Consider the following 25488-nt stretch of genomic DNA (forward strand, 5'->3'; position numbering starts at 1 on the left):
GGAATTAGATAAAGTGATTTATAGCGGAAACGACAACCCTTGTTTTCAACTTGAAACAAAGTATAGTCTTCATTTTTCAATACTTGTTGAAATAAGAGCAATGTCCACCAGTTGGTTCTTATATAACTAAAAAATCTTCTTTCGTTATATTAAATTGTTTCTCTAATTGAACTAAAGCTTGTAAGAACTCTGCAATTCCAGTGCTATCCGCATCAAATTTCATTGTTTTGTTCGTTTCCAAGCTACTCCCTTTGGGTCTAAAAAGATAGCAAACTTCATACAGGAAGCTACATGAACCTGTAGATGGAAAAATTCATCAAAAACACCATCCTTTTTGCAATTCTATAAAAGGAGTAACATCTTTTTTTGGGGGATATGGTTTTGTCTTACCTTCATGAACATTGACGAACTCCCCAATACCAAAAAAACAATTGACAAATGAAAAAAGTCATTTTATATTAAAAAAGTAATTAAATAGTCTTTGTTAGGTGAGGCTCCTGTATAGAGAAATGCTACTACCCAAAAATGTCGAGAGACGCCAATGGGTCAACAGGAACGGTCGGATTAAGGCCCTTCTTAATGTAGCTGGTTTCAAACCTATGCTGTACAGTGCTAAAACTCAACGAGGGAGAGGGTATACAATATGCTAAAAAGATATGTCTGAGATAATAACAGAATGGACATCACTTTTTAACGATTTATTTATATTGCTTAAAAACCTTTACTCCTTATTGAGTAAAGGTTTTTTGTTGAAAGTTATTTCCATCCAAATTTTTATAGATACTGTGCAAAGGAGGAGGAAGTCTACCATTATTTATGGCCAGTTTTTGAAAATAACTTATAAACTTTCTATAAAAATTTAGGCATATAAAATAACACCCATCCCCAATAAAACTTAGAGCCTCCCCTATTCAATTTGAGGAGGAATTAACATGAAAAAACAATTAAACGATATACTTATGGATCAAAATATTTTTATTATAGAAGAATTTATACGTCATCAGCCTTATGATATTGCACAAAAAATTAAAAGTTATTCACTCCAAGATCAAATATCATTAATAGATATCATACCAATTACAAAAAGTTCTAAAATACTCAGACATATGAGTCCAGTAGAACAATATCGAATTTTAACTCACTTATCTGTCGATAAAACAAAAATACTCCTCAATTCACAGCCTATGGATGATCTAGTTGACCTATTCTTAGCAATTCATCCTAAACAAGATGAGAAGTTGATGACGTATCTAGATAAAGATACACAACAAAAAATAAAAGATTTAATGATATTTAAACCTGGTACAGCAGGTAGTCTTGTAACAATTGATTACATTTCTGCTAGAGAGAATTGGTCCGTAAAAATGACTTTGGAACACATTAGAAAAATTGCTGGAAATGTAGAATCTGTATCTTATATCTATGTTCTTGATAACTATGGTCACCTTAACGGAATCGTTTCTATTCGTGAGTTATTATCAGCACTAGATAGAGAGTTTTTATCAAATATCATGATTCGAGATATTATTTCAGTATATGCTGAAGTCGATCAACAAGAAGCTGTAAAAAAACTAACGAATCACTATCTATCTGCCCTACCTGTAACAACTACAGATAATAAAATGATTGGTATGATAACTTTTGATGATGCAATGAATGTGATGGAAGATGAAGCAACTGAAGATATTCAAAAACTAGGTGGCAGCGAACCTTTGAATAAACCTTATTTTGAAACATCTATTTGGAATATATATTCCAAACGTATTCCTTGGTTGCTTTTTTTATTCGTAGCCGAAGCATATACAGGGACCGTACTTCATTATTTTGAGGATACACTTGAAAAAGTAGTTGCCCTTGCTTTCTTTGTTCCACTATTAGTAGGTACAGGAGGAAATACGGGTACACAGATTGTTGCAACAATTATTCGTGCAATAGGAATTGGAGAAGTAAAATTTAAAGACATTTTTCGTGTAATAAGAAAGGAAGTTTCAGTAGGCGTGCTATTAGGACTATCACTTGGTATAGCTGGCCTTATTCGTGCATATATATTAGGAGTAGGGCTAGAGGTCGCCCAAGTTGTAGCAATTACTCTGGTTTGTATTGTTCTTTGGGCCTCCATTGTAGCATCTGTGTTACCACTGATTTTAAGAAAATTAAAACTAGATCCTGCAGTAGTTTCTGGACCATTTATTACGACATTTGTTGACGGAACGGGACTAGTCATTTATTTTTTAGTTGCAAAAATGTTATTAAATCTATAAACCTACATTTTATAAAATCTAGGTTTGAAAAAGATATTCAAGTTTATATACTGGAGGGACATTACATTACGATCAAGAAAAAATATTTTTCTCAAAATAAATAAAAATAGCTATAGAAAAATTAAATTTTGTTTTTCTATAGCTATTTCTGATTTAGCTTTAAAATTAAGTTTAATGATGGTTGTACAGTTTTATTAGGTTTACATTGGAACCACCCAGAACCTGTTAGAGAACCTCTTTCGCTTCCTCGAAGTAATGGATACGAAGGGAAATATCCTCCGTTTAATTCACCAATCGATTTGATCTGGATGCGGAAAAAATCAGTGAAATCTATCGTTCACGCTGGGCAATTGAACTTTTCTTCAAATAGCTCAAACAACACATAGAGATCAAACATTATCCTCGCTTTAAATACAACTCACTAGAATTAGTCATTTTCTTTTCTTCATCAGAATCTAATGAAAAAATTTCCTTTTTTTTATTTTCCTTTTCTATTTCTTCAAACTCGTACAGTTCAAATAATTGAACAAATTCGTTGATGACCATTTCAATTGCTTTTAGTTCACCGACTAAAAGTGGATGAATGGATTGTAATTCTTGTGTTTCTAATTGTTTCTTTAATGTGGAACGCTTAAGATTCATTCTCTCTAAAAATGTAATTGCTCTTCCTCGGCGAAAAGTTTTTGCACCGCGTTGACGAGAATTATGATCTTTCCTTTTAATACCATCACCACGGTGATGTCTGTCTCTATTATGGCCTATATATCTTTCGTTTTTCATTTGGATACCTCTTTCTTTGTCCTGTTTTAGATGGAGGTAAAATAAAGTTGTTAAATTTTTTATAGAGGATGCTTTAGCAATAAAGTCGTTTACAAATCTAAGTTTTATTTCACAATCGCGCCCGTTAGCTAAAGAGGACTATCAACCAATAAATTGCCTCAATAGCTGGTTAAACTTGTCACGTTCTTCCCAGAAAGGACCATGACCGCTGTAATGAAACGGAACAAGCTGTGAATTTCTTATTTTTTGATTTAGTTCCTCAGCTTGTGCAAATGGAATAACTTTGTCGTGAACACCGTGAACGATTAAGGTTGGGGCAATTATTTTTTGCAAATCCGCATAAAGCTTCTCATCTCTTAGTGTAATTATTATTGCTGCTGTTGACCAACCTGCTGCTTGTAACCCCAATTGAATAAACCACTCAGAGAATGGGCCTGTTATAAATTGAAAGAAAAAGGTCTCTGTTACTTCTCGCATCATCTTTGGACGGTCATTTAACGCTTGAGTAAGGAGGCTATTCGCAGTTTCTGTAGTAAATCCTATAGGAGCTGCAGCGTCTACAAGGATTAGCTTGGATACTCCGTAACCATTATACCGGGACGTATACCGAATCGCGATTGCTCCACCTGTAGAGTGACCTACAAGAGTGAAGTTGTTTAATTGAAGTACACCAACTACTGTACGAATATCATCTGCCAATCGGTTATAATTGTAGCCACTCATTGGTTTGTCCGACTTTCCGAACCCTCTCCAGTCAATTCCGATACAGCGGTATCCCATTGCGGGAAGAACATCAAACTGATACTCAAACTGTTTATGGCTTAACGGCCAGCCATGTAAAAACACTATCGGCTTACTGCCCTTGGGATTTATATCTTCCACATATAATTTTACGCCTGATTCTACACTAACATAGTATCCCATTGCGATTCCCCCGTATAAATAAAATGTCTACAACAATAAGATATTCACTTAGGCAAACATAGATGAATACCTATTTACCTGTCAGTGGAAATGGACGATTCTTATTGAACTTTACTGATCCAATAGTTTAAGTACAATCCTTCACAATCTGAATGTTAAATGCTTTTTTATTGTTTGAACGATAGATGTCTATAGAGAAAGGATCGTCAAACATATCTTCATCCATATTGGCTGCACTCATCCAAGCAATGACTACATCCCCTTTTTTCAGCTTAACCACTAATAAATTATTGTCTTGTTTAACTGTGCGCGTTCTTCTCGAAAGACCAAAACGATATCGAAGCATTTCTTCGACTACTTTTGGGACAAATTCCAAATCATTTCTTAGTTCTCCATATAGTGACTTATCATCATAAAACAAGGAATAGAAAGTATTTGCTATTGCATGGCTGGTTGTTTCGACTCCTGCACCTAAAAGGATCATTGTAGCCTGCACAATTTCCTCATCTGTAAATTTTTCACCCTCTACTTTAGCTCGGATTAAGTCAGAGATAATATCATCGGAAAGATTTGAGCGTTTTTGAACGACAATAGGGTAGAGATATTGAAAATATTCTCTGCAGCAATTTGTTTTTGCAGCTCAATGTCATCGATCCTTTCTTTGTGGTAAGGATGGAAAAGGATATCAACTCATTTTTTAAACTAATTCCAATCTTGTAGCGGTACCCCAAATAAAACTGCTATAACCAAGCTAGGGAAAGGAGATGCCAAGGATTCAACAATATCAACGGTAGAGTTTTCTTTGTTCATTATTCTGTGTTCAAATAGGCGTATATTTTGTATCAATTACTTGGGATGCAGTTCATTCCTCTTACTCTTAAGGTGGGGGTCTTACTGCCAGTTAGATGTGGGATAAAAAAAAGATCAACCAAGAATATCTTAGTTAATCTGATAAGACATAATATTACTTACTGTTGAGTCCAAAAAATCAATGAGCTGGTAACGGGCGAAATATCGTTTCTAAAACACTTTTCCTCTCTAAGAGGACGAGAGCCCATTTCAAAAAGTTAAACTTCCCTTTCTATATTAGTATTTTCCTAACGTAAAATTAAATGGTTAGTTAAGTAAAAGGGAGAATAATAGGAAGATGACAGTTCCCCACATCTAACCCCTGCTACATTACACGTTTAAACATTTTCTCCATTTCATAAGTAGAGTAATGAATGATGATCGGCCGTCCATGAGGACAGGTAAATGGATCTGATGTTCTTTGCAATTCATCGAGCAATGCTTGGATTTCATCATTCCGCAAGTGGCGATTTGCTTTAATTGCTGCCTTGCAGCTCATCATAATCGCAACTTCTTCCCGCAGCTTTTTTATATCTACTGTCTTCATCGCCAGCACTTGTTCTATCATTTCTTCTATCAATTCTTTTTCTTTTCCCGCTGGGAACCAATGTGGATGTGACCTAACGATAAAACTATGCTGCCCGAAAGGTTCCAAGAACACCCCAACCTGTTCTAAAGCTTCTTTATTATCGACGATTTTAAGATAATCATCAGTGGAAAATTCCAACGTTAACGGCAGAAGCATCTCTTGTAATTGACGGTCTACTTGCCCCAGCTTTTCACGAAAATATTCATACTTAATCCGTTCTTGAGCAGCGTGTTGATCAAGAATATATAAGCCGCGTTCATTTTGTGCAAATATATATGTTCCATGCATTTGGCCAATTGGATATAAAGTCGGAACTCTTGATGCTGTTTCTTCATCAGATCTATCCTCTTGTTCCAGAGGCATTTCTTCATCCCAGAGTGGCTCATTCACTGCTTCAGGGAACACCGGTGTTTCCTGTAAGCTGACTGGTGCCTTGTACGTTTCATCGTCTTCTCGCTCGTAAAGTTTTTTCATTTCTGTTGGAGACAAAAGCTGTTCTTTTTCATACGAGAAGGATGGTGATGAGACTGGCTTCTCTTTTCTAGGCTGAAACGTAAATGATGTTTGTTCCACAGGCTTTTTTGCTTCTTTCGGCGTCGTAAATCCTGTTGGGATTAGTTGCTGTTTCATAAACACAGACTTGATTGCTTCAGTCACTAATTCATTTAATTCTTTTTCTTTGCTTAACCGCACCTCTAGCTTTGATGGATGGACGTTCACATCGACAAGCAGCGGGTCCATTTCAACTGTCAAGAGGACAATCGGGAAACGGCCAATAGGCAATAGCGTATGATAGCCTTCGAGAATAGCGCGAACAAGCGAATAATTTTTAATGAACCGGCCATTAATCATTGTTGAAATATAGTTTCTTGACGCTCGGGTAATTTCCGGCAATGCTACAAAACCGCTCACTTGAAAATCTAAAGAGCTTGCGGAAATGGGAATCATTTTTTTGGCAATATTCATTCCATAGATAGCTGCCAATACTTGTTGTACATTGCCGCTCCCAGTCGTTTGCAATAATATTCGTTTTTGATGACGAAGTCGAAATGATATGGTTGGGTGCGCCAGTGCCAAACGATTGACGACATCCGTAATATTGCCTAATTCTGTATTAATGGTTTTCATATATTTTAATCGAGCTGGTGTGTTAAAAAATAACCCTGAAACAGTTATATCGGTGCCTTTTCGGCTCTGTGCCTTTTCATGTGTAATTAGTTTTCCGCCTTCTAATACAATTCTAGCACCAGCATTCTCACCTGTAGAGGTTGTCATATCAACGATGGAAACGGAAGCAATGCTCGGCAGCGCCTCGCCCCTAAACCCTAGCGTACGGATGCGAAATAGATCATTCTGATCTTTGATCTTACTTGTTGCATGTCTCTTAAAAGCCGTTCGTATGTCTTCTTCTAAGATCCCTTGACCGTTATCGATGACCCGAATACTTGAAAGACCTGCTTCTTCCACATCTATCTCAATGATTGTACTGCCTCCATCAATCGCATTTTCCACCAGCTCTTTGACAACGGAGGCAGGCCTCTCTACAACTTCACCGGCAGAAATTTTATTTGAAAGTGTATCATCAAGCTCCCTTATTCTCCTCATGAGCTTCTTACCTCCTTCGCTTTAAATAAGGAAAACTTCAAAGCAGGTGATGGCGTTCTTCACCTGCTTCTTTAGAAACTATTTTTTTAATAGCTTCTGCAACCCATACAACGTATTCAATGCTTCCATTGGTGTCATTTCCAAAATATCCAGCTTGTACAGCTGTTCCATGATTTTCTTCTCTTTAGAAGACAAAGACGTCCGTTTTTTTGTTTCTACTGCATCTGCAAAAAAGGAAAGCTGTGCTCCAGGTACAATCGGCTCTGCTTCCTTAGTCGCCATTGGCTGTATCGCCGCGCCATCCTCTCCATTTGTACTGCCAGTCTTTTTCTTTTCAAGTTGGGATAAAATATCATTTGCGCGTTTAATCAACGACGGTGGAAGTTCAGCAAGCTCAGCAACATGAATACCATAGCTTTTGTCAGCTGCACCCTGTTTAATTTTATGCAAGAACACAAGTTTTCCATTTTGTTCAATTGCACTAACATGAATATTCTTCAACTTCCTTAGCGTTTGCTCTAATATAGTTAATTCATGATAATGAGTGGAAAATAACGTTTTTGCGCCAATATGGTCATGAATATGTTCAATAATCGCTTGCGCTAATGCCATTCCATCATATGTAGAAGTACCACGGCCAATTTCATCAAATAGGATCAGGCTATGTTCTGTTGCATGTGTCAATGCATTTTTCGCTTCTAGCATTTCTACCATAAAAGTGCTCTGTCCTGATATAAGATCATCAGCAGCACCAATACGTGTAAACACTTGATCAAAAATAGGCAAACGTGCTTCAGCAGCAGGGACATAACAGCCGATTTGCCCCAAAATGGCAATAAGTGCTGTTTGACGCATATACGTACTTTTACCAGACATGTTCGGACCTGTAATTAATAGCATTTCACAGTCGGCATCCATCGTACAATCATTCGGAACATAACTTTGAGCAGCCATTACTTTTTCAACAACTGGATGGCGGCCATCCTGAATAAAAATACTGCCATCGTTCGTAAAAGTCGGCTTCACATAATGGCGCAGTTCACTGATCGTAGCAAAACACTGCAAGACATCTAATGCACTCACTGCTTTTGCCAATGCTTGCAAGCGGGGAATAAATTCCTTCACATAATCACGGATTGATAAAAACAGCTCGTATTCAAGATCAACGCTTTTCTCTTCTGCTTCTAATATAAGCGTTTCTTTTTCCTTCAACTCTGGCGTAATATAGCGCTCCGCATTTGCTAACGTTTGCTTTCTTTCATAGCGTCCTTCCTCTAACAAATGCAGATTTGCTTTTGTTACCTCTATATAATAGCCAAAAACACGATTATAGCCGATTTTCAACGATTTAATGCCTGTTCGTTTTCTTTCCTCCTGCTCTAACTGCGCTAGCCACGTTTTCCCATTGCGGCTCGCATCCCGATATTGATCGAGTTCACGATTGTAGCCGTCGCGAATAATCCCTCCTTCTTTAATCGAAAGCGGTGGATTTTCGATCACAGCTTGTCCAAGACGTTCTGTTAATTCCGTACATGGATCTAATTGTGTTTCAAGTTTGCTTGCCTCTTTATGATTCAACTGTGCGATCACTTTTCGTATGATCGGCACTTGCTCAAGAGATCGCTTCAATTGAATTAAATCTCTGGCGTTTACATTTCCAAACGCAACCCTGCCAGCTAATCTTTCTAAATCATATACTTCCTTTAAACGATCGCGAAGTTCTTGCCGTTCAAAATAGTGGGTCAATAAAGTTTCAACAAGACTGGAGCGAGCTTGAATAGCATTTTGATTAATTAAAGGACGATCGATCCACTGTTTTAACAGTCTTCCTCCCATTGCTGTCATTGTTTCATCCAAAAGCCACAGCAATGTTCCCTTATTTCCTTTCCCCCGAAGCGATTCCGTTAATTCGAGATTGCGTTTTGAATAGTAATCTATCTTCATATAATGATTGATTTCATATTCTTCAACGCTTTGCAGATGATCGAGGCTTCGTTTCTGGGTTCGAACCAAATAATTCAATAGGCGGGCTACCGTTTCCTGGAGCTGTTCTTTTTCTATTAACTTCAGTAACGAAGAGAAATCAGGCTTCTGGGATGTGTCATCTTCATAAGAAACGATAAGCGGCAGCCGTTCCTTCATCTTCTGTTCGATGTCTCGATCAAATTGTGAAGCAATCACAATTTCTTTCACACCTAAGAGAGAAAGTTCATTTAACACATGCTCAAGCGAAGACATGAGCAAAGTGGCTTTCATTTCTCCTGTCGAAAGGTCTGTATAAGCAAAACCATAAGCGCCGTCATCAAAAACTGTTAAGGTCGCCAAATAATTATTTTTCTTCTCCGCAAGGCCTTTCCCATCCATCACAGTTCCTGGAGTAATCAGCTGCACCACTTCGCGCTTAACGACTCCTTTTGCTTGTTTTGGGTCTTCCGTTTGCTCACAAATCGCAACCTTATAGCCTTTATCGATTAGTTGTTCAATATAGCTAGCTGCAGAATGATGCGGCACGCCGCACATCGGAATTCTTTCTTTTCCGTTTCCGGCATCGCGGCTTGTTAGTGTTATTTCTAACACTTGCGAGGCTTTTAATGCATCGTCTAAAAACATTTCGTAAAAATCACCTAATCGAAAAAACAAAAACGCATCTTCATACTCAGCCTTTATTTTTAGATATTGCTGCATCATTGGTGTGTAATTTGTCATAACTCCATCAAAACCCTTTCCGTCCAAAAAATCACTTTGAACATCAATTATACCATATTTAATTCTCATTTAACCTGCAACAAATTCCATCATTTCAAACAAAAATGACACCCATGAGAATCTAGCAAATCTCAGGGTGCCTAATATCAAATCAACATATTGTTAGTTCATTTCTAAAAATTCTAATCTATTTCCAAAAGGATCATTAATAAAAATGCGTGAACGCCCTTTAATTGGTGCGTCCGTTTTTACGTCAATGTTTTGTTGTTGTAGATGCTTTTTCAATTGATTTAAATTTTCAACAAGCAAACCAGGATGAGCTTTTTTTGCTGGCTGAAAATGTTCATCTATACCTATGTGAATTTCTTGTAGGCCGCACTGAAACCAGCAGCCGCCTCTTGTCAGCAAACTTTCCGGTTTTTGAATTTCGGGCAGTCCTAACAGCTTCCCATAAAATGCTCTTGCTTTGTCTTCACTATTCTTTGGTGCTGCAACTTGTATATGATCTATACCTTTCCATACAAATGTCATGTGTCTATTTCCTCCTTTTTAGTACTAGAGCAAGATAGATGCATAAAAAGACTTCTTAGAGGTGGAAAATCTATACGATAGATTGTCTTTATCAACAATTTATCTTTGTTCAAGAAATCGCTTTCTTTAAGGTGGTTAAAAAAACCTTTCCTGCTTGATAGGAAAGGTTCGTTAGTCTGCTTTTTTCTTTGTCTCTTTATCATCTTCGCTTTCATGGCACCGATAGCAGATGCCGTGAAAGGTCAAGCGATGATCCTTCACTTTAAACTTCCAATCTCGTTCTACTATTTCTTCAACGTCTTCTAATAAATCTTCTTTTATCTCATCAACAGCTCCACATTCAATGCAAACAAGATGATGGTGAAAATGTGTTGCACCCTCTTGTCTTAAATCATAACGAGAAACTCCATCACCAAAGTTAATTTTATCAACGACATTTAGCTCATTTAAAAGTTCCAATGTACGATAAACAGTTGCTAAGCCGATTTCTGGCGACTTTTCCTTCACAAGGAGGTAAACATCTTCTGCACTTAAATGGTCTTCTTCGTTTTCAAGGAGTACTCGTAAGGTTGCTTCACGCTGTGGAGTTAATTTATAGCTTGCTGAGTGTAGTTGTTTCTTTATTCTCTCAATACGGCCTTCCATTTGTGATGTCCTCCCTCGCCACATTCTACCTTATTATAACAGATTCCTGTAAAGAAGCAAAAAAAAACATTCTTATTTTCAAAGAATAATTTTTATCACATAATACTGATTATAATAACTTTTATCGTGAAAAGCAAGTTAACTTGCTGTAGATTGCAGAACTGATTTCATCATATATGGCGATAAATAAGCTTCTAATCCTGCTGCTGCACCAACGAATGCAATGACAAGAATAAAGGCAATTAAATAGCGCATCATCACTGGCATAATGGGAAACGTAAATGTTTTTTTCATAAAGATTTTGCGAATAATCAACAAAGAAAGGCCAACTGAAATAGCGGACATATAAATAAATAAGGGAATCATAAAGAGATTTTGTGGCAAAACAGCAACAAACGCTAACAAAAATCCATTCCAGCCCATTTGATGGACAAGAAAGCCAACAGAAAACCCGACGACAATCCCTTTTAAAAATAGTAATATTAAGATGATAGGCAAACCAATAATCGAAATCCCCAATATCCATATAAGCCCTAAATACTTTGCATTATGCCAAAAGCTAAGACGAAACAGGTCATCTGATTGTGCTACTTTCCCCTCTGCCACTTGGTCAAAAAATTGATTTAAGTAGAAGAAAAGATCCCCTTTCTGTGAAAGGGATAAACTATTAACAATAATAGCTCCAAAAATCACTCCCATTAAAAAGAGCACCATAATAAACAAATAAATTGAGGAATATTCTCTCACATGTCTTGCAATGAATTGGGATAAAATGTTCTTCTGCATTTTTTGTTTCCTCCTATCTTTCCTATACTAAACGTTATGCGAAAAGAAAAAGAGTTATGAAAAAAATTCATTGCTAGATTTACATAAAAACTCCTTGAAAACAATTGATAGAGTTCATATAAACATGGTGAAAGGTTCAAATTTAGCAAAAAAGCAACTATTTTTTTATAAATGATTGAAAGAATGACGAAAGCATTATAGAATAGCAAAAAGCAATGGAGAGTGAGATTCGTGAATCCAATACTGATTGAGTTTCCCAATAAAATAGAAACAGATCGATTGTATATTCGTCCATGTATGCCTGGGGATGGGAAAAGAGTGCAAGAAGCAATGGTAAATTCGCACGAACAATTAAAGAAGTGGATGGTTTTTGCCCAAGAAATAAAACCAATTGATGAAGTAGAATCTAATATACGACAGGCTTATGCCGATTTTATTCTTCGCAAAGATATCAGACTGCATATTTTTCGCAAGGAAGACGATGCATTTATTGGCGCTACAGGTTTACACAGAATCGATTGGGATGTTCGAAAATTTGAAATTGGCTATTGGATTGATCAGCGTCATCAGAAGAAGGGGTATATGATCGAATCAGTAAAAGCTTTAACAAATTTCGCTTTCCAATCATTAAACGCCCGGAGAATAGAAATCCGCTGTGATCCTAACAACCTTGCATCAAGAAACATTCCCGAAAAATTAGGATTTACTTTGGAAGGAATACTTCGATCTGACAGTTTGACTGCTGATGGCAGCAATGTTTGTGATACGTGTGTTTTTGCAATGCTTGCTAATGAATGGGAACAGTGAACACTAGTTAAGCTCTTTTCATGCTGAAAAAGGCAGGCGGATGCAATTAAGCCGCCTATTTTTCAGCACAATGAGGTTATCTTACTTTCCCATAACGGCCTCCGCCTCCACGTATTATGGAGAGCGTTCTATTCCTTGCCGCGATAATGTGAGAAGCAATCTTATCATTCACAACTTCTATCAGCTCATCTTTAGAAACATGGTGGAGTATTTGCATTTCCGTACCAAATTGATTAAGCAGCCGATTCATTGTTTTTGGCCCTAAACCGGGAAGAAATCTTAGCGGTACTTGATGAATATAAGGCGGCCGCTTAGGATGCTCCTGCTTTGTTGCTGTCATCAATTCTTGAATACGCTCAGATACACCTTTTATCCAGTTACTTGCTCCGCACACAGTACACGTTGTACCTTCCTTTTTAGTAAAGCATTGCGCACATGTAGTTGTGTAATATTTCCCTAATAAGGAATGAAGGCCATAATTTGCACTTATATAATGGCCAGCTTCCTGATACAGTGCTTTTCTTAATGAAGTAAATGTCGGAGCAGACCCATGGATTTTCTGATACTCACGAGCAATGTTCGGCAATGAATGGGCATCAGAATTGCTTACCAATGTATAGCGATGCAGTTCTTTAAGTGAATCAGCCATTTTCGTGTCTGCACTAAGACCAATTTCGACGCCATCTATGAGATAAGGATCAAATACTTCTGTTACAGAAGCAAGAACACCTTTCCCATATAAGCTTTTGAAAGGCGTAAAGACATGGGCGGGAATAAACAAACCGTCTAATGATTTTATTTTCCGCTGTAATGTTTGCGCATCTTCATACATTCTTTGCGTGCTCAAAGTCACATTTTCACTCGTTTGGCAAGCCAGGAAGAAAATGATTTTAAAGCTTTTAGCGTTGGGAAATAGCTGAGCACATGAATTGGACCTAAGCAGCTTTGATCATTGACTTCTATCTCTGCTCCAGGAATAAGCGTTACTTTTTTTTGATAGCGAAATCCGCCTTCTTCCAATTCTACTAAATCACCCGATAAAAGCAGCTCTTCTAATTCAGTGATCACTTCTGGTGCATGACAATCAATAACCCCAACGATATCTAGTCCTTTTGGTGCTTTTGCCGTTTGTAAGATTCTTTGAAGTGTCAGTGTTTTAGAGCCGGTTATCTTCACTGGCTTTCCCGTTTCAGTTCGTCCTATATGAATATGTAAATCCGCAAAAAAATCATTCATTTCGAAGTAAGAGCCGCCTGTAATTGTAAATATTGAATAGCGAAGATTGTTTTAGCATCATAGATTTTTTTGTCTGCAATTAATTGCAGTGCTTCATCTAATGACACTTCCATTAACTCAACAAATTCGTCTTCATCCACTTGAAGCGGATTTTCTTTCTTTTTTAAATGCTTAGCGAAATAAAGATGAATGATCTCGTCTGCAAAACCCGGCGACGTATAAAAAGACTGAATATGTTCTAAAGTGCCACACACATACCCAGTTTCCTCCTCAAGTTCCCGAAGCGCTGTTTTTTCAGGCGGTTCCCCAGCCTCTTGCTTTCCAGCTGGTATTTCTATTAAGGAGCGCTCTAATGCCTTGCGATATTGCTTCACTAAAATGATGCGCTTGTCATTCGTTAATGCCAAAATTGCAACTGCTCCAGGATGCTTAACGATTTCTCGTTTTGCTTTCTTCCCATCTGGCAATTCCACATCGTCTACTTGAAGGCTTATGATCTTACCCGTAAAGATAGTTTGGGAATTTAAAGTCTTTTCTTCAAACTGTTTCAACTTTTACTCACTCCTTCTTGCTCCATTTATTTTTTGTACATTTATTTTAGCATATTGTTTTTCTGAAAAGGAGCCTTCTGAGAAATACGAATACTCTCTCCTTTTAATGCGGCCAAATTTGTGGTTAGATAGAGTTACGCAAAGTGAAAATGAATTAAGTATGAACACCTGGGATTATAAGTAAAAAATTCCAACAGTATGGGTTTTCTCTTATTCCCCACTGATAAGAAATCGAACAAAGGCTAAATGGAAAGCGTCCTCGATAAAGAAAACCACTTTTTCTTCGTGGGATGCGGATTCAAGAAGTTTTCCTTATCCAGTTAGATGTGGGATAAAAAATCGTTTTCAGACAGCTTCTAAAAGTGAAAGGAAGGATGAAAAAGTTGCAAAAGAGAAAGCTTGGTCAATCAGATCTTTTCGTTTCGAAACTAGGATTAGGCTGTATGTCATTAGGAACGGAAGACGAGAAAGCCAAAAATATCATTAAAACTGCTTGGGAGGAAGGCATTAATTATTTTGATACGGCAGATTTATATCATTTTGGCGTCAACGAATCTATCGTTGGCAAGACGTTAAAATCTGTTCGTGATCAGGTTATTATTGCCACAAAAGTCGGAAATCGCTGGGAAGAAGGCAAGGATGGGTGGTACTGGGATCCTTCTAAGCAATATATAAAGGAAGCAGTGAAAAAAAGTCTGCAGAGGCTGCAAACAGACTATATCGATCTTTATCAGCTCCATGGCGGCACAATAGACGATCCTATTGACGATGTGATTGAAGCGTTTGAAGATCTCAAATCCGAAGGTTTGATTAAAGAATATGGCATTTCTTCGATTCGTCCAAACGTCATTCAAGAATACGCCGCAAAATCATCGATTGTAAGTGTAATGATGCAATATAGCCTATTGGATCGAAGACCGGAAACGATACTTCCGCTCCTAACAGAACATCATATAAGTGTTGTTGCAAGAGGCTCCGTTGCAAAAGGCTTATTAACCGATCGCATGCTTGCAAACATATCGCAGCATACGAGTAAAATAAACATCGATGCGTATTTAGATTACTCACCTCAACAAGTCATTGAAGTGTTGGAAAGCATTCTTCATAAGTTGCTTATAAACAGACAACGAACAATGACTGAGATCGCCCTCCAATTTAACCTTGCAAATGAAGGAATTGCAGCAGTAGTTGCTGGAGCAAGCACGATTGCTCAAGTAAAAGAGAATGTAAGAGCAGTTGAAGCGCCCTCCCTGACAAGAGAGGAATACAAGGTGCTTTCGGATATCACGAAAAAGAATATATATACGCAGCATTGCTGAATTCAATCCACCAATGGATATTTACACTAAATCCCCATTGGTGGAAAAATTATTCATTTTTTTGCTCTACTTTTTCGGACAATATACATCATAGAACGACAAGTTGTCTCTAGTATCATTCAACATTTTTCTTCATAAAAACAACCATTCCTGAGATAAAAAAGAAAAGGAATGCATATTTTTACAATTTTCCTTATTTTTCTGCTCACAAATAGTATTTCCAGCTTTATTTATCGTATTTTCGACATGACATAATTTTCTCACATCTTTTCACTTTATCCTTTATACTATAGATTGTATAAAATTTCTGATGGCAGTCGATAAAGAGAAAAATACGGAGGCTGCCGAAAGTAGAAGCATCTATTAGGGGGATAAGTATGGAAAAAGACATGCTGTCGTTGCCGTCAGATCAATTGGATAAGGAATGGATTGATCTTATTTTAATGGCTTTTGAAATTGGTTTAGACATTGAAGAAATTAGACAATATTTGCAGCAGCATCACTTATAATTCCCAAATACATATATCCTCTTCCTGCCCATTTTTGTGTTCCTCATGACTAGTAATTCTATTTAAAGTGTTCTTCATATGAAACAAACTTTTCGTTATATGTTATAATTTTTATAAGGAAGGTGACGTTTCACATGATAGGACAACGAATAAAGAAATACCGCTTGCAAAATGAAATGACGCTGTCTGAGCTTGCCGAAAAAGCAGGTATTGCAAAATCATATTTGAGCTCTATTGAGCGAAATATTCAATCAAATCCTTCTATTTCTTTTTTGGAAAAAATTGCAGCGGTTTTACAAGTGAATGTTCATGTTTTATTAGAAGATGAACGAGATGAAGTGAAAATCGTTGAACTTGATTCCGAATGGGAAAAATTAGTTTTAGAAGCGATGAATTCTGGAGTAACGAAAGAAGAATTCCGCGAGTTCTTAGAATTTAATAAGTGGAAACTAAATAGAAAATGACCCTTTGTAGATGGGAATAAGGAAAAGGAAACACCTTTTTAATATATAAGTGAAACTTCCATTAACGAGGGGCACTGCCCCCTCTCCTGATGAAAGCTTCACTTTATTAGGATCGTATAAAAGCAGTGATTGAAGCAGAAAAGACTATCCTCATATAAAGGTTGGTTTACCCTCCGTTTGCTGCATCCTTTATTCGTTTTCATTGTATTTTCTAGTAGAGAGTGAAGTCCGGTTCGCTGCCGTCTGTACAGTTTCGAATGGCCAACATAGAATGAATAACATAAAACAAACAACCATCATCCGCTATCTTTTTTGCTCACCTCTCCCCCTTAGCTAGATAGTATCATGAAACTATCTTTTCCTTCGCATCAATTTGTTTAATAGCGGTCCATATTTGATAAATAGCATAGCCAAGCAGCAAAACGCCTGGAAGTATCAGTAAAAATATACTGCCGTTCTTAGATTGTGCAAAATTCATAAAATAACCAACATATGGGATCGTTATTCCAGTATATTCCGCAACAACATGATCGGATAAAACAGGATTTCGATCTGCTGCATCATTATTATCTCCTTTTGTTTTATACATAACGACACCATCGTTATTGATCACGTCTATTACTCTATGTGTGATCAACACATCCTCTGCTTGGTCATGAAACGTAATAATGTCATTTTCTTTAAAACGTGTCATATCTCCGCCCGGTTTTACAGTTATCACTGAACCCGTTTTAATGCCTGGTTCCATCGACCCCGAAAGCACTGTTTTTATTTGATAGCCGAAAACCTTTGGCTCTCCCCCGGCTGCCTTTGCTGAAAGAACGATCACAATCATACACAGTAGCAGTGCATATAAAATAATTGTTGTGCCAATATTTAACCATTTTTTAATTGCTTTCATCTCTACTCCACTCGCTCTCTTTTATCTCCATATTATTTCTATTATTAAATGACGATCCCTTACTCTACTTCGTTTGTTTGTGATGTCTGCTCCTCTTCGACAGGTTCAATTATTGTATCTGGAGAATGATGTTCGTTTTTTGGTGAATCACTAGGGGTATCTCCCTCAACATTTTCTTCCTTTCCTTTATCTTCATTTTTATTTTCTTGCTTTGGCTTCTCTTCTTCCTGTTTCCCTTTATCTTTTTCCTTTCCTTTCTGTTCCTCTACAGCATCCTTGCTGCCTTTTCCATCTTCGCCTTGATCATTGTTATTCTTCTCTTCATTTTCCTTTTCTTTCTCTTCAGGCAATGTGCAGCTTATCATGATATCTTCTGAAAACTCTATTAAATCATCTTCATCTATTTGATAAATTCTAAATGTGTAGGTACCAGGTTCAGAAGCCACATATTGGAGCGAATGTGTATCTTTTGCAGCCATTTCTGATATGTCCCCTTCAGAAAGTATGTAGCCATTTAAAAGAATTTGATAATTTCCAGACTGGGTAACATAGTCACTTTCATTCGTCACATCAACAGTTAAAGGAACTTGTTCACAACTTTCAATGTACCTGCTGTTAGCAGCAAGGTCGATGGAAGCATATTTCCACTTAATGCTCCATGTGCCAGCATGAATATCCCAATCTACTTTTTCAACATGATTAAAAGAGGCAACTGTTGATGTTGTCAGTAATGATGTTCCGAAGAACAAGATATAACAAATGAGCATGATTTTAAATTTGACAGTAAATACGAAGGCTTTTTTATGCTTTCGAAACCATGAACTTCTTATCGAAATTACCTCCTTTTCTCAAATTCTACGATGAACGTGCATAATAGGGGAAGGGGAAAGGCAGAACTTCTACCTTTCCCATGTTAGCGTTTTATTTTTCCACACCTTTGCCTTGCTTCGCTTCTAGTTCAAGTTGGACGTTCATTTGAGCTCCTTGCAGGTGATTTTGGTCCTCGCCATTATCTACAAACGTCACTTTTACTTGAATGGTATCTGTTTCACCAACTGGAATGCCTCCGTCTTTCCACCACCAGAAAGCAGGCGTAATATCAGTTTCCTGAATATTTTGGAGGTCGGAAATTGTTTTGCCGCTTAACTGAGGAATTGTAACACCATCATTTCTTAAAAAATCAACTCTTAAGTGATTTTCAAAATCTGAAGTTCCAGAAAAACTTGTATTCATTAATACTTTGTCAATATCCAAAGTTCCATCGTTCTTCATCTCGAATGTCCTTATCATATAGTCGCCAGGTTTTAAGTTTTGGACATCAAAGACAATTGTTGGATCTACATCCAGTCTAAGCTCCCCCGCTGCAAACGTATTGTTCACAGTTTTAACATCATTGAAGTACGCATATGTACCTCCACCAATTAGTGACAATCCTAGTGCTGCTGTTGCTACTCCTAAACCTAATTTTTTCTTAATACTCATTTCGTTTCCTCCTCTACTATTGAAACTTTTTTATATGAATCCCTAATATTTAGGTAGATTCACCTTTTCTGTGTGGTACAAGCGTATTTTTTCACTGTTTAAGGAGCATTGTTCTTTATAAAGAATTCCTGTTTTGAGTATAGCTGATAGATTCAAAAGTTAAAAACACTAAAATAAGCGTTTTATTCTTAATAAAGAACGATTATCGATCTTTTTCAAAGTTTTTCTCGTTTTATCATACTATTTTAACACTTTATAAAGAACGTATTGTTTCTTATAATGAACGAAAGTGATGAAATATTTTGAATTATGATAGAAGGTGAAAGGGTGTTAATTGGAAAACGAATTAAAGCAATGAGAAAAAAGAAAGGATTGTCTATCACTAAGTTAGCAAAGCAAGCTGGTGTCTCTAAATCTTATTTAAGTTATATAGAACGAAACATTCAAAATAATCCTTCCATGCAATTTTTGGGTAAAATTGCAGTACCGCTTGATACCACAATAGAGTACTTATTAGATGAAACAAAAACAGAAAATAAGCTTGCAGAGATCGAAAAGGAATGGGAGGCGATTGTTCATCGATTAATAGATGCAGGAATAAGTAAAGAAGATTTTTTAGAATTCCAAGACTTTATTAAATTTAAAAACTGGCAAAAAAAGGGGAGTACTTTGAAGTGAAAATTTTTCAAATCAACAATATGCTTCTCTTGTACAAGCCAATGAAATTTTAGAAAGCGTTTACTCTTATTTAAGAAAAAAAGGGGCTGGCATTGTTGCGTATATATGTGAAAAAACAAGAAAATGAAAGATTTGATGACGAGTGGATCATGCTCTTAAAAGAGGCAAAGCAAGTCGGACTCACTCCGAGGGAAGTCCGTGCATTTTTAAAAAATAAAACCCAGATAAAGGAGCATAAACATTACAATGCTAAATCATAAAAACATTCTTTATAGAAATTAATTGGACAAGTATGTTTAGCAGACAGTTACTGCAAATATTGATAGTCCAAAAATACATTTAAGCATTCTTCTATATCCTTCAAAATATTTTCAATTTTTATTTTACAAACATAACCGAACTAGCGAGCATCATGTCACTAAAAAATGGAGATGTGAGCATCTCCATTTCCCTGTTATTTAAAATCTCTCCAATCAAGCACATTTTCGTTTAATAACTCTTCGAAGGATTTGTTTTTTTCGCGTTGTTTTCTTTCTGCACGTTTTTTTTCTGCTGCTTGTTTTTTTGCGATTTCCTCTTGCTGCTGAAGCAGCTGCTTCGCTTCTTGGAGTTTATTAAGCGTATCTTTATGCAATGCTTCCTTGATTATGACGTTCTGCTTTGCTTGCTCCTTCATTTTATTCAACCTTTCTATTAAAAAAACGATCAGATGTTGGGCTGTTTTTCCTTAACAAATCAGAAAGATTCCCCTCCTATAAAAATACTGCTAGGAAAATGGCTAATGCATCAGAAAGCAGCTAGCTTTACGTCATCGGCTACTGTGAGTGCTGCTGCTGTTGAAGAGATAACATCCTCTACTGTATATCCTTCTGCAACCTCTTTTAGAATCAGCCCATGCTTAGCTACATCTATTACTGCTCGTTCTGTAATGATTCTGTGCACCACTTGTTTTCCTGTAAGAGGAAGTGTACATTTTTGTAATATTTTTGCATCGCCATTTTTATTGACATGATCCATGATGACGATGATTTTTTGAGCACCATGCACTAAATCCATCGCCCCCCCCATTCCTTTAATCATTTTTCCTGGAATCATCCAATTGGCGAGATCGCCAGTTTCAGATACTTCCATTCCTCCTAAAATTGCAATATCAACGTGCCCGCCCCGTATCATTGCAAAAGATTCGGCACTATCAAAATAAGCGGAACCAGGTATAGCTGTTACTGTTTCTTTACCAGCATTAATTAAATCTGCATCAACTTCATCTTCTGTCGGATAGGGTCCAATTCCAAGTAATCCATTTTCAGATTGTAGCACGACCTGCTTATCCGCTGCAATGTAATTTGCCACTAAGGTTGGCATGCCGATGCCAAGATTCACATAGAAGCCATCTTCAATCTCTTTTTCTGCTCTTCTTGCAATTTTTTCTCGTGTTTTTGCTTTTACCATGCCAATTCCTCCCTCCTATTCACTTGTCTTCATTGTTCGTCTTTCAATGCGTTTTTCTTGTGAACCTTGAATAATTTTTTGAATATAAATACTTGGTGTATGAATAGCATTTGCATCAAGCTCGCCAATTTCCACTAATGTTTCTACTTCTGCGATCGTTATTTTGCCTGCAGCTGCAATCATTGGATTAAAGTTGCGTGCAGTTTTATGATAGATTAAATTCCCCATCTTATCGCCTTTCCAAGCTCTAACAATACTAAAATCAGCAACTAGCGCCTCCTCCAATACATATTCTTTTCCTTTAAAAGTGCGTGTTTCTTTTCCTTCTGCAATTGGTGTTCCTACGCCTGCTGGTGTATAAAATGCCGGAATTCCTGCACCGCCTGCACGAATTTTTTCGGCTAATGTTCCTTGTGGAGTAAGTTCTACTTCTAATTCTCCCTCCAAAACTTGCCGTTCAAATTCTTTATTTTCGCCAACATAAGAGGCGATCATTTTTTTTATTTGTTTATTTTGAAGCAACAGCCCTAATCCCCAATCATCTATGCCGCAATTATTAGATATAACCGTTAAATTCTTTACCCCCTTTTCAGCAATGGCCAAGATTAAATTTTCGGGGATGCCGCATAAACCAAAGCCGCCAACCATTAAGATCGATCCGTCTTTCATTTCAGCAATTGCCTCTTGAAAGGATGTACATATTTGCTTCATCACGAATACCTCCCTGCTTTTTATTATCCTAATTCAACAATTGTAGCAATGCCTTGGCCGCCGCCAATACATAACGTTGCGAGGCCGGTTTGTGCTTTTCTGCGCATCATTTCATGAATGAGTGTCACTAATATCCTTGCCCCACTGGCACCGATCGGATGTCCAAGCGCAATTGCCCCGCCATTGACATTCAAACGATCTTCTTGAAAGTGCAGCTCTTTGCCAACTGCTAATGATTGCGCTGCAAATGCTTCGTTTGCCTCAATCAACTGTATCTCTTCCAGTGGCATCCCCGCCTTCTTCAATGCTTTTTGAACAGCAGGAACTGGACCTATTCCCATGATGCTTGGATCGACGCCTGCTGTCGCATTCCCTTTTATTGTTACAATCGGCTTTAAACCTAACTGATCCGCTTTTTGTCTGCTCATTACAACTAAAGCAGCGGCACCGTCATTAATGCCGGAAGCATTGCCAGCTGTAACACTGCCATCTTTTTTGAAAGCAGGACGAAGCTCGCTTAGTTTTTCTGCCGTTGTTCCTTTTTTTGGATATTCATCAACAGCAAAGATCATCCGCTCGCCTTTGCGCTGCAGAATTTCTACCGGGACTATTTCCTCTTCAAAACTCCCTGCTTCAATTGCTTGTATCGCTTTTTCTTGACTTTGTGCTGCAAATGCATCTTGTTCCTCGCGGCTTATTTGATAGCGTTTACAAAGATTTTCTGCAGTAACTCCCATATGATAATCGTGAAAAGCACACCACAAACCATCTTGAATCATACTATCAACCAGCTTTTGATCACCCATTTTAAACCCATTTCGCGTATTTTTTATTAGGTATGGCGCTTGACTCATATTTTCCATGCCACCTGCGACAATGATCTCCGCATCCCCTGCAATAATGGTCTGGGCAGCAAGATGAATTGCTTTTAATCCAGATCCACAAACTTTATTGATCGTCAATGAGGAAACGCTTTCAGAAATGCCTGCTTTTATCGCTGCTTGCCGAGCTGGGTTTTGTCCAAGACCTGCTTGTAATACATTTCCCATGATAATTTCATCAACCAGCTCTTTTTGAACACCTGCTTTTTTCAGGGCTGCCTCGATGACAATAGCTCCCAGCTCTGGGGTGCTCTTATCCTTTAATGAGCCATTAAAGTTTCCTATTGCTGTCCGTACAGCACTTACAATGACAACTTCTTTCTCCATACTTATGTCCTCCTTCTTCCATCTTTCCCTTGAAGAGATCGTGTAAAGTTGTATTTCTATGTCACAATCTGACCCTCTCGTATTACTCTTACGCTCCTTCATCTTAAATTATCGGGTCTTTTTGTCGAAATTTTTAAACACTTACTACAATATTCGCTAAAAAAATAGAAAATTCCTTCTTATTTTTGTTAGCGAACGTTATCGTCGTTGGATAGCGTTGAAATGCCTTGAACAGGCATTGCTAATTAATGCTAATTGTGGTCAGTATCTTTGATCTATATCTGATTTAATGAAAAAAACTAAATCGACAATATGTTGCGATGTGTGTTCTATGTATATGCTTTTGTTTCATAAGCAATTACTTGCCATTCATCAAGTGCATAACTCAGTCCCTAGACCTATCTGGACATCCGTCGCAGTCCTGCTTTCCTTCAACCATTGATTTCTTTATAATAGAATGTAGCGAAACTTTTTTGTACGTTCATACGTAAGATTGATTGTAATAGTTGAGATAGGGGTCGATAAATGATGAAACCATTTCTTTATTTTATTTTACGCACCGCTTTAGCACTTCCGATTACAATAGGTACTTGGTTATTGTGCTTTTTAGCATACGATCAAACTTTTCTTGTATCCTCTGCTATCTCTCTTGTAGTAGGCGGAATTGTCTTCTATGGTGTAAAATGGATGACAAATAGAAGTTTTTTAAAAGAAAATCATTTAACAAGGAAAGAATATATCTATATACAAAAAAATTTAGAAGAAGCAAAAGCTAAAATTAATCGTTTACAAAAAGTGTTTGTTCATATTCGCAGTCTTCATAACTTGCGGCAAATGCTCACTATCAGTCGCTTAGTGAAGAGAATTTATGCTATTGTTAAAAAAGAGCCAAGACGATTTTATCAGGCGGAGCGCTTTTTCTTTTACCACCTTGATTCTATTGTCGAACTTTCAGAAAAATATGCATTTCTTGCTAACCAGCCGCTGAAAGACGAAAAAATGTATCAGCAATTAAGTGAAACACGCCAAACAATTGAGGACTTAAGCAAATCTATTGAAAACGACCTCTATCAGGTTCTTTCGACGGATATTGATCATCTCGATTTTGAGTTAGATGTTGCTAAACATTCGTTAAAAAGGCTGGAACATCCACTCTTTGACGACGAAAGGAGAACCAATAATGAACGAAAAAAATAAAGAAGTATTGTTAGAAGAACAATTAAGCAACGATCTGGAAGATTTACTCGCTAACCCGTTTGGCGATAATGAGTTAGTTACAACGGAAGCAGACACAGTCCAGCCAACAGAAAAACCGCAGCGTCTCGTTGATGTCCTGCCAGAACCAAATCGAAGAAAAGCGGAGGAATTGGCAAAACAAATCGATCCAACGAATCATCAAGCAATTATTTCTTATGGCACGCAAGCGCAATCCAAACTAACAAACTTTTCTCATTCCATGCTTGATCAAGTTCAAAAACAGGATATTGGTCCAATTGGCGATATTTTGAATGAATTAATGAAAAAGCTGCAGCAAACAAATCCAGATGAGCTGCAGCCTGAGAAACGAAATATTTTCTCACGAATGTTCGGGAAAATCTCGAACTCCATTCAAGAAATTTTTTCAAAGTATCAAAAAATTGGTGCTCAAATTGATCGGATTAGCATCAAGCTAGACCATTCCAAAACGACGCTTATTGAAGACATCAAGATGCTTGAACAGCTTTACGAAAAAAATAAAGAATATTTCCAAGCGCTTAATATCTTTATCGCTGCTGCAGAGTTAAAATTGGAGGAAATTCATACAAAGACGATCCCAGAATTGAAACAGAAGGCACAGGCTTCTGATGATCAAATGGCTTATCAAGAGGTTAATGATATGATCCAGTTTGCTGATCGTTTAGAAAAACGGCTCCATGACTTGAAACTAAGCAGACAGATCACGATTCAAACAGCGCCGCAAATTCGGCTCATTCAAAATACAAACCAAACATTAGCTGAAAAAATTCAATCGTCTATTCTGACCGCTATTCCGCTATGGAAAAATCAAATTGCCATTGCACTGACGCTTTTCCGCCAACAGCAAGCTGTTGAAGCACAACGTCAAGTATCGAGCACAACTAATAAGCTGTTGTTAAAGAACGCAGAAATGCTAAAAACAAATACAATTGAAACTGCAAAAGAAAATGAACGCGGCCTTGTAGATATTGAAACCTTGAAAAAAACGCAATCCAACTTAATTTCAACGTTGGAGGAAACGATTAAAATCCAACAGGAAGGCCGGGCGAAACGCCAGCAAGCTGAACAAGAACTGATTTCAATGGAAAACGAATTAAAACATAAGCTATTAGAATTAAAATAAAATGAACCGGACTAGATTCTGTCTGGTTCATTTTCTGTGAAAAACGGCTCTCATCATTGCTCCTCTTTTTATACTTCATTGAAGAAAACGCTTGCATAGCGACTTTTCTACTGATTACAATGAGTATAAAGAAGAGGA

The 25488-nt window shown here is 37.3% G+C and carries 25 protein-coding genes, 3 pseudogenes and 1 riboswitch; of the genes and pseudogenes, 10 read left to right on the forward strand and 18 right to left on the reverse strand.

Annotation, left to right across the window (positions count from 1 at the left end; genetic code table 11):
* Positions 1-11 precede the first annotated feature (11 nt).
* Positions 12-294 (reverse strand): annotated as a pseudogene (locus tag J2S08_RS22730) (IS110 family transposase); the annotation flags it as partial.
* Between the two features lie 179 nt (positions 295-473).
* Positions 474-637: riboswitch (M-box (ykoK) riboswitch) on the forward strand.
* 295 nt (positions 638-932) lie between these two features.
* Here J2S08_RS22730 and mgtE point away from each other — a divergent pair.
* Entirely contained in the window at positions 933-2261 is a 1329-nt protein-coding gene (mgtE, locus tag J2S08_RS04380) for a magnesium transporter (protein WP_307227029.1), read from the forward strand.
* Between the two features lie 289 nt (positions 2262-2550).
* Positions 2551-2628, forward strand: a pseudogene (locus tag J2S08_RS04385) (transposase); the annotation flags it as partial.
* A 29-nt stretch (positions 2629-2657) separates the two neighbouring features.
* Here J2S08_RS04385 and J2S08_RS04390 read toward each other — a convergent pair.
* The 8 genes from J2S08_RS04390 to spoIIM form a co-directional block, all read right to left on the reverse strand.
* Complete coding sequence (locus J2S08_RS04390; protein ID WP_307227031.1) at positions 2658-3041, reverse strand: hypothetical protein; 384 nt, start codon at positions 3039-3041, stop codon at positions 2658-2660.
* Between the two features lie 141 nt (positions 3042-3182).
* A complete protein-coding gene (locus J2S08_RS04395; RefSeq protein ID WP_307227033.1) occupies positions 3183-3965 on the reverse strand; it encodes an alpha/beta fold hydrolase in 783 nt (260 codons plus the stop codon).
* A 127-nt stretch (positions 3966-4092) separates the two neighbouring features.
* Complete coding sequence (locus J2S08_RS04400; RefSeq protein WP_370875631.1) at positions 4093-4557, reverse strand: cytochrome P450; 465 nt, start codon at positions 4555-4557, stop codon at positions 4093-4095.
* A 582-nt stretch (positions 4558-5139) separates the two neighbouring features.
* Positions 5140-7008 (reverse strand): DNA mismatch repair endonuclease MutL, encoded by a 1869-nt coding sequence (gene mutL / locus J2S08_RS04405; protein WP_307227035.1) that lies wholly within the window; start codon positions 7006-7008, stop codon positions 5140-5142.
* A gap of 78 nt (positions 7009-7086) precedes the next feature.
* The gene (gene mutS, locus J2S08_RS04410; RefSeq protein WP_307227330.1) at positions 7087-9714 is read right to left on the reverse strand and encodes a DNA mismatch repair protein MutS; all 2628 of its coding nucleotides are present in this window, start codon (positions 9712-9714) and stop codon (positions 7087-7089) included.
* Between the two features lie 162 nt (positions 9715-9876).
* Positions 9877-10245, reverse strand: coding sequence for a VOC family protein (locus J2S08_RS04415; protein WP_307227037.1), 369 nt, complete (start codon positions 10243-10245; stop codon positions 9877-9879).
* Positions 10246-10416: 171 nt separating this feature from the next.
* Positions 10417-10890: a ferric iron uptake transcriptional regulator gene (fur, locus tag J2S08_RS04420; RefSeq protein ID WP_307227039.1), complete on the reverse strand. Its 474-nt coding sequence runs from the start codon at positions 10888-10890 to the stop codon at positions 10417-10419.
* Between the two features lie 138 nt (positions 10891-11028).
* On the reverse strand, positions 11029-11676 hold the full coding sequence (gene spoIIM, locus J2S08_RS04425; RefSeq protein ID WP_307227041.1) for a stage II sporulation protein M: 648 nt from the start codon (positions 11674-11676) through the stop codon (positions 11029-11031).
* A gap of 231 nt (positions 11677-11907) precedes the next feature.
* On the opposite strand from spoIIM, the gene J2S08_RS04430 reads away from it, so the two are divergent.
* On the forward strand, positions 11908-12483 hold the full coding sequence (locus J2S08_RS04430) for a GNAT family N-acetyltransferase (protein WP_307227043.1): 576 nt from the start codon (positions 11908-11910) through the stop codon (positions 12481-12483).
* 76 nt (positions 12484-12559) lie between these two features.
* Here J2S08_RS04430 and J2S08_RS04435 read toward each other — a convergent pair.
* Both J2S08_RS04435 and J2S08_RS04440 read right to left on the reverse strand, forming a co-directional pair.
* A pseudogene (locus tag J2S08_RS04435) lies at positions 12560-13719 on the reverse strand (endonuclease Q family protein).
* Positions 13716-14270: an NUDIX hydrolase gene (locus J2S08_RS04440; RefSeq protein ID WP_307227045.1), complete on the reverse strand. Its 555-nt coding sequence runs from the start codon at positions 14268-14270 to the stop codon at positions 13716-13718. Before J2S08_RS04440 ends, J2S08_RS04435 begins: the two are co-directional and overlap by 4 nt.
* Before the next feature lie 383 nt (positions 14271-14653).
* Between J2S08_RS04440 and J2S08_RS04445 the strand changes: the two genes are divergently transcribed.
* From J2S08_RS04445 to J2S08_RS04455, 3 genes are all read left to right on the forward strand, one after another.
* Positions 14654-15589 carry an aldo/keto reductase gene (locus J2S08_RS04445; protein WP_307227048.1) on the forward strand — a complete coding sequence of 312 codons (936 nt, stop codon included), beginning with the start codon at positions 14654-14656 and terminating at the stop codon, positions 15587-15589.
* 377 nt (positions 15590-15966) lie between these two features.
* Positions 15967-16098 (forward strand): anti-repressor SinI family protein, encoded by a 132-nt coding sequence (locus J2S08_RS04450; RefSeq protein WP_307227050.1) that lies wholly within the window; start codon positions 15967-15969, stop codon positions 16096-16098.
* A 134-nt stretch (positions 16099-16232) separates the two neighbouring features.
* Positions 16233-16562: a helix-turn-helix domain-containing protein gene (locus J2S08_RS04455; RefSeq protein ID WP_307227052.1), complete on the forward strand. Its 330-nt coding sequence runs from the start codon at positions 16233-16235 to the stop codon at positions 16560-16562.
* Positions 16563-16905: 343 nt separating this feature from the next.
* Here J2S08_RS04455 and sipW read toward each other — a convergent pair whose 3' ends face one another.
* The 3 genes from sipW to J2S08_RS04470 all read right to left on the reverse strand — a co-directional run bounded on the left by sipW (position 16906) and on the right by J2S08_RS04470 (position 18945).
* Positions 16906-17463 carry a signal peptidase I SipW gene (gene sipW, locus J2S08_RS04460; protein WP_307227054.1) on the reverse strand — a complete coding sequence of 186 codons (558 nt, stop codon included), beginning with the start codon at positions 17461-17463 and terminating at the stop codon, positions 16906-16908.
* Positions 17464-17522: 59 nt separating this feature from the next.
* On the reverse strand, positions 17523-18230 hold the full coding sequence (locus J2S08_RS04465) for a hypothetical protein (RefSeq protein ID WP_307227056.1): 708 nt from the start codon (positions 18228-18230) through the stop codon (positions 17523-17525).
* A 154-nt stretch (positions 18231-18384) separates the two neighbouring features.
* Positions 18385-18945, reverse strand: a complete 561-nt coding sequence (locus J2S08_RS04470) for a TasA family protein (RefSeq protein ID WP_307227057.1) — start codon at positions 18943-18945, stop codon at positions 18385-18387.
* 327 nt (positions 18946-19272) lie between these two features.
* Here J2S08_RS04470 and J2S08_RS04475 point away from each other — a divergent pair, with 327 nt between their 5' ends.
* A complete protein-coding gene (locus tag J2S08_RS04475) occupies positions 19273-19623 on the forward strand; it encodes a helix-turn-helix domain-containing protein (RefSeq protein ID WP_307227059.1) in 351 nt (116 codons plus the stop codon).
* Positions 19624-19718: 95 nt separating this feature from the next.
* Positions 19719-19883 carry an anti-repressor SinI family protein gene (locus tag J2S08_RS04480; RefSeq protein WP_307227061.1) on the forward strand — a complete coding sequence of 55 codons (165 nt, stop codon included), beginning with the start codon at positions 19719-19721 and terminating at the stop codon, positions 19881-19883.
* Positions 19884-20077: 194 nt separating this feature from the next.
* Here the strand turns inward: J2S08_RS04480 and J2S08_RS04485 are convergent, their stop codons facing one another.
* From J2S08_RS04485 to J2S08_RS04500, 4 genes are all read right to left on the reverse strand, one after another.
* The gene (locus J2S08_RS04485; protein WP_307227063.1) at positions 20078-20299 is read right to left on the reverse strand and encodes a YqkE family protein; all 222 of its coding nucleotides are present in this window, start codon (positions 20297-20299) and stop codon (positions 20078-20080) included.
* A gap of 110 nt (positions 20300-20409) precedes the next feature.
* Entirely contained in the window at positions 20410-21072 is a 663-nt protein-coding gene (locus tag J2S08_RS04490) for a 3-oxoacid CoA-transferase subunit B (RefSeq protein ID WP_307227065.1), read from the reverse strand.
* A gap of 15 nt (positions 21073-21087) precedes the next feature.
* Positions 21088-21783, reverse strand: coding sequence for a CoA transferase subunit A (locus J2S08_RS04495; protein ID WP_307227067.1), 696 nt, complete (start codon positions 21781-21783; stop codon positions 21088-21090).
* A 23-nt stretch (positions 21784-21806) separates the two neighbouring features.
* Positions 21807-22991, reverse strand: coding sequence for an acetyl-CoA C-acetyltransferase (locus J2S08_RS04500; RefSeq protein ID WP_307227069.1), 1185 nt, complete (start codon positions 22989-22991; stop codon positions 21807-21809).
* 525 nt (positions 22992-23516) lie between these two features.
* Between J2S08_RS04500 and J2S08_RS04505 the strand changes: the two genes are divergently transcribed.
* Together J2S08_RS04505 and J2S08_RS04510 are read left to right on the forward strand one after the other, a co-directional pair.
* Positions 23517-24188, forward strand: a complete 672-nt coding sequence (locus tag J2S08_RS04505) for a 5-bromo-4-chloroindolyl phosphate hydrolysis family protein (protein WP_307227071.1) — start codon at positions 23517-23519, stop codon at positions 24186-24188.
* Positions 24172-25350, forward strand: a complete 1179-nt coding sequence (locus tag J2S08_RS04510; RefSeq protein WP_307227074.1) for a toxic anion resistance protein — start codon at positions 24172-24174, stop codon at positions 25348-25350. Before J2S08_RS04505 ends, J2S08_RS04510 begins: the two co-directional genes overlap by 17 nt.
* Positions 25351-25488 lie beyond the last annotated feature (138 nt).

This window comes from Bacillus chungangensis (genome assembly GCF_030812995.1).
GTDB classification, from domain to species: domain Bacteria; phylum Bacillota; class Bacilli; order Bacillales; family Bacillaceae_C; genus Bacillus_CF; species Bacillus_CF chungangensis.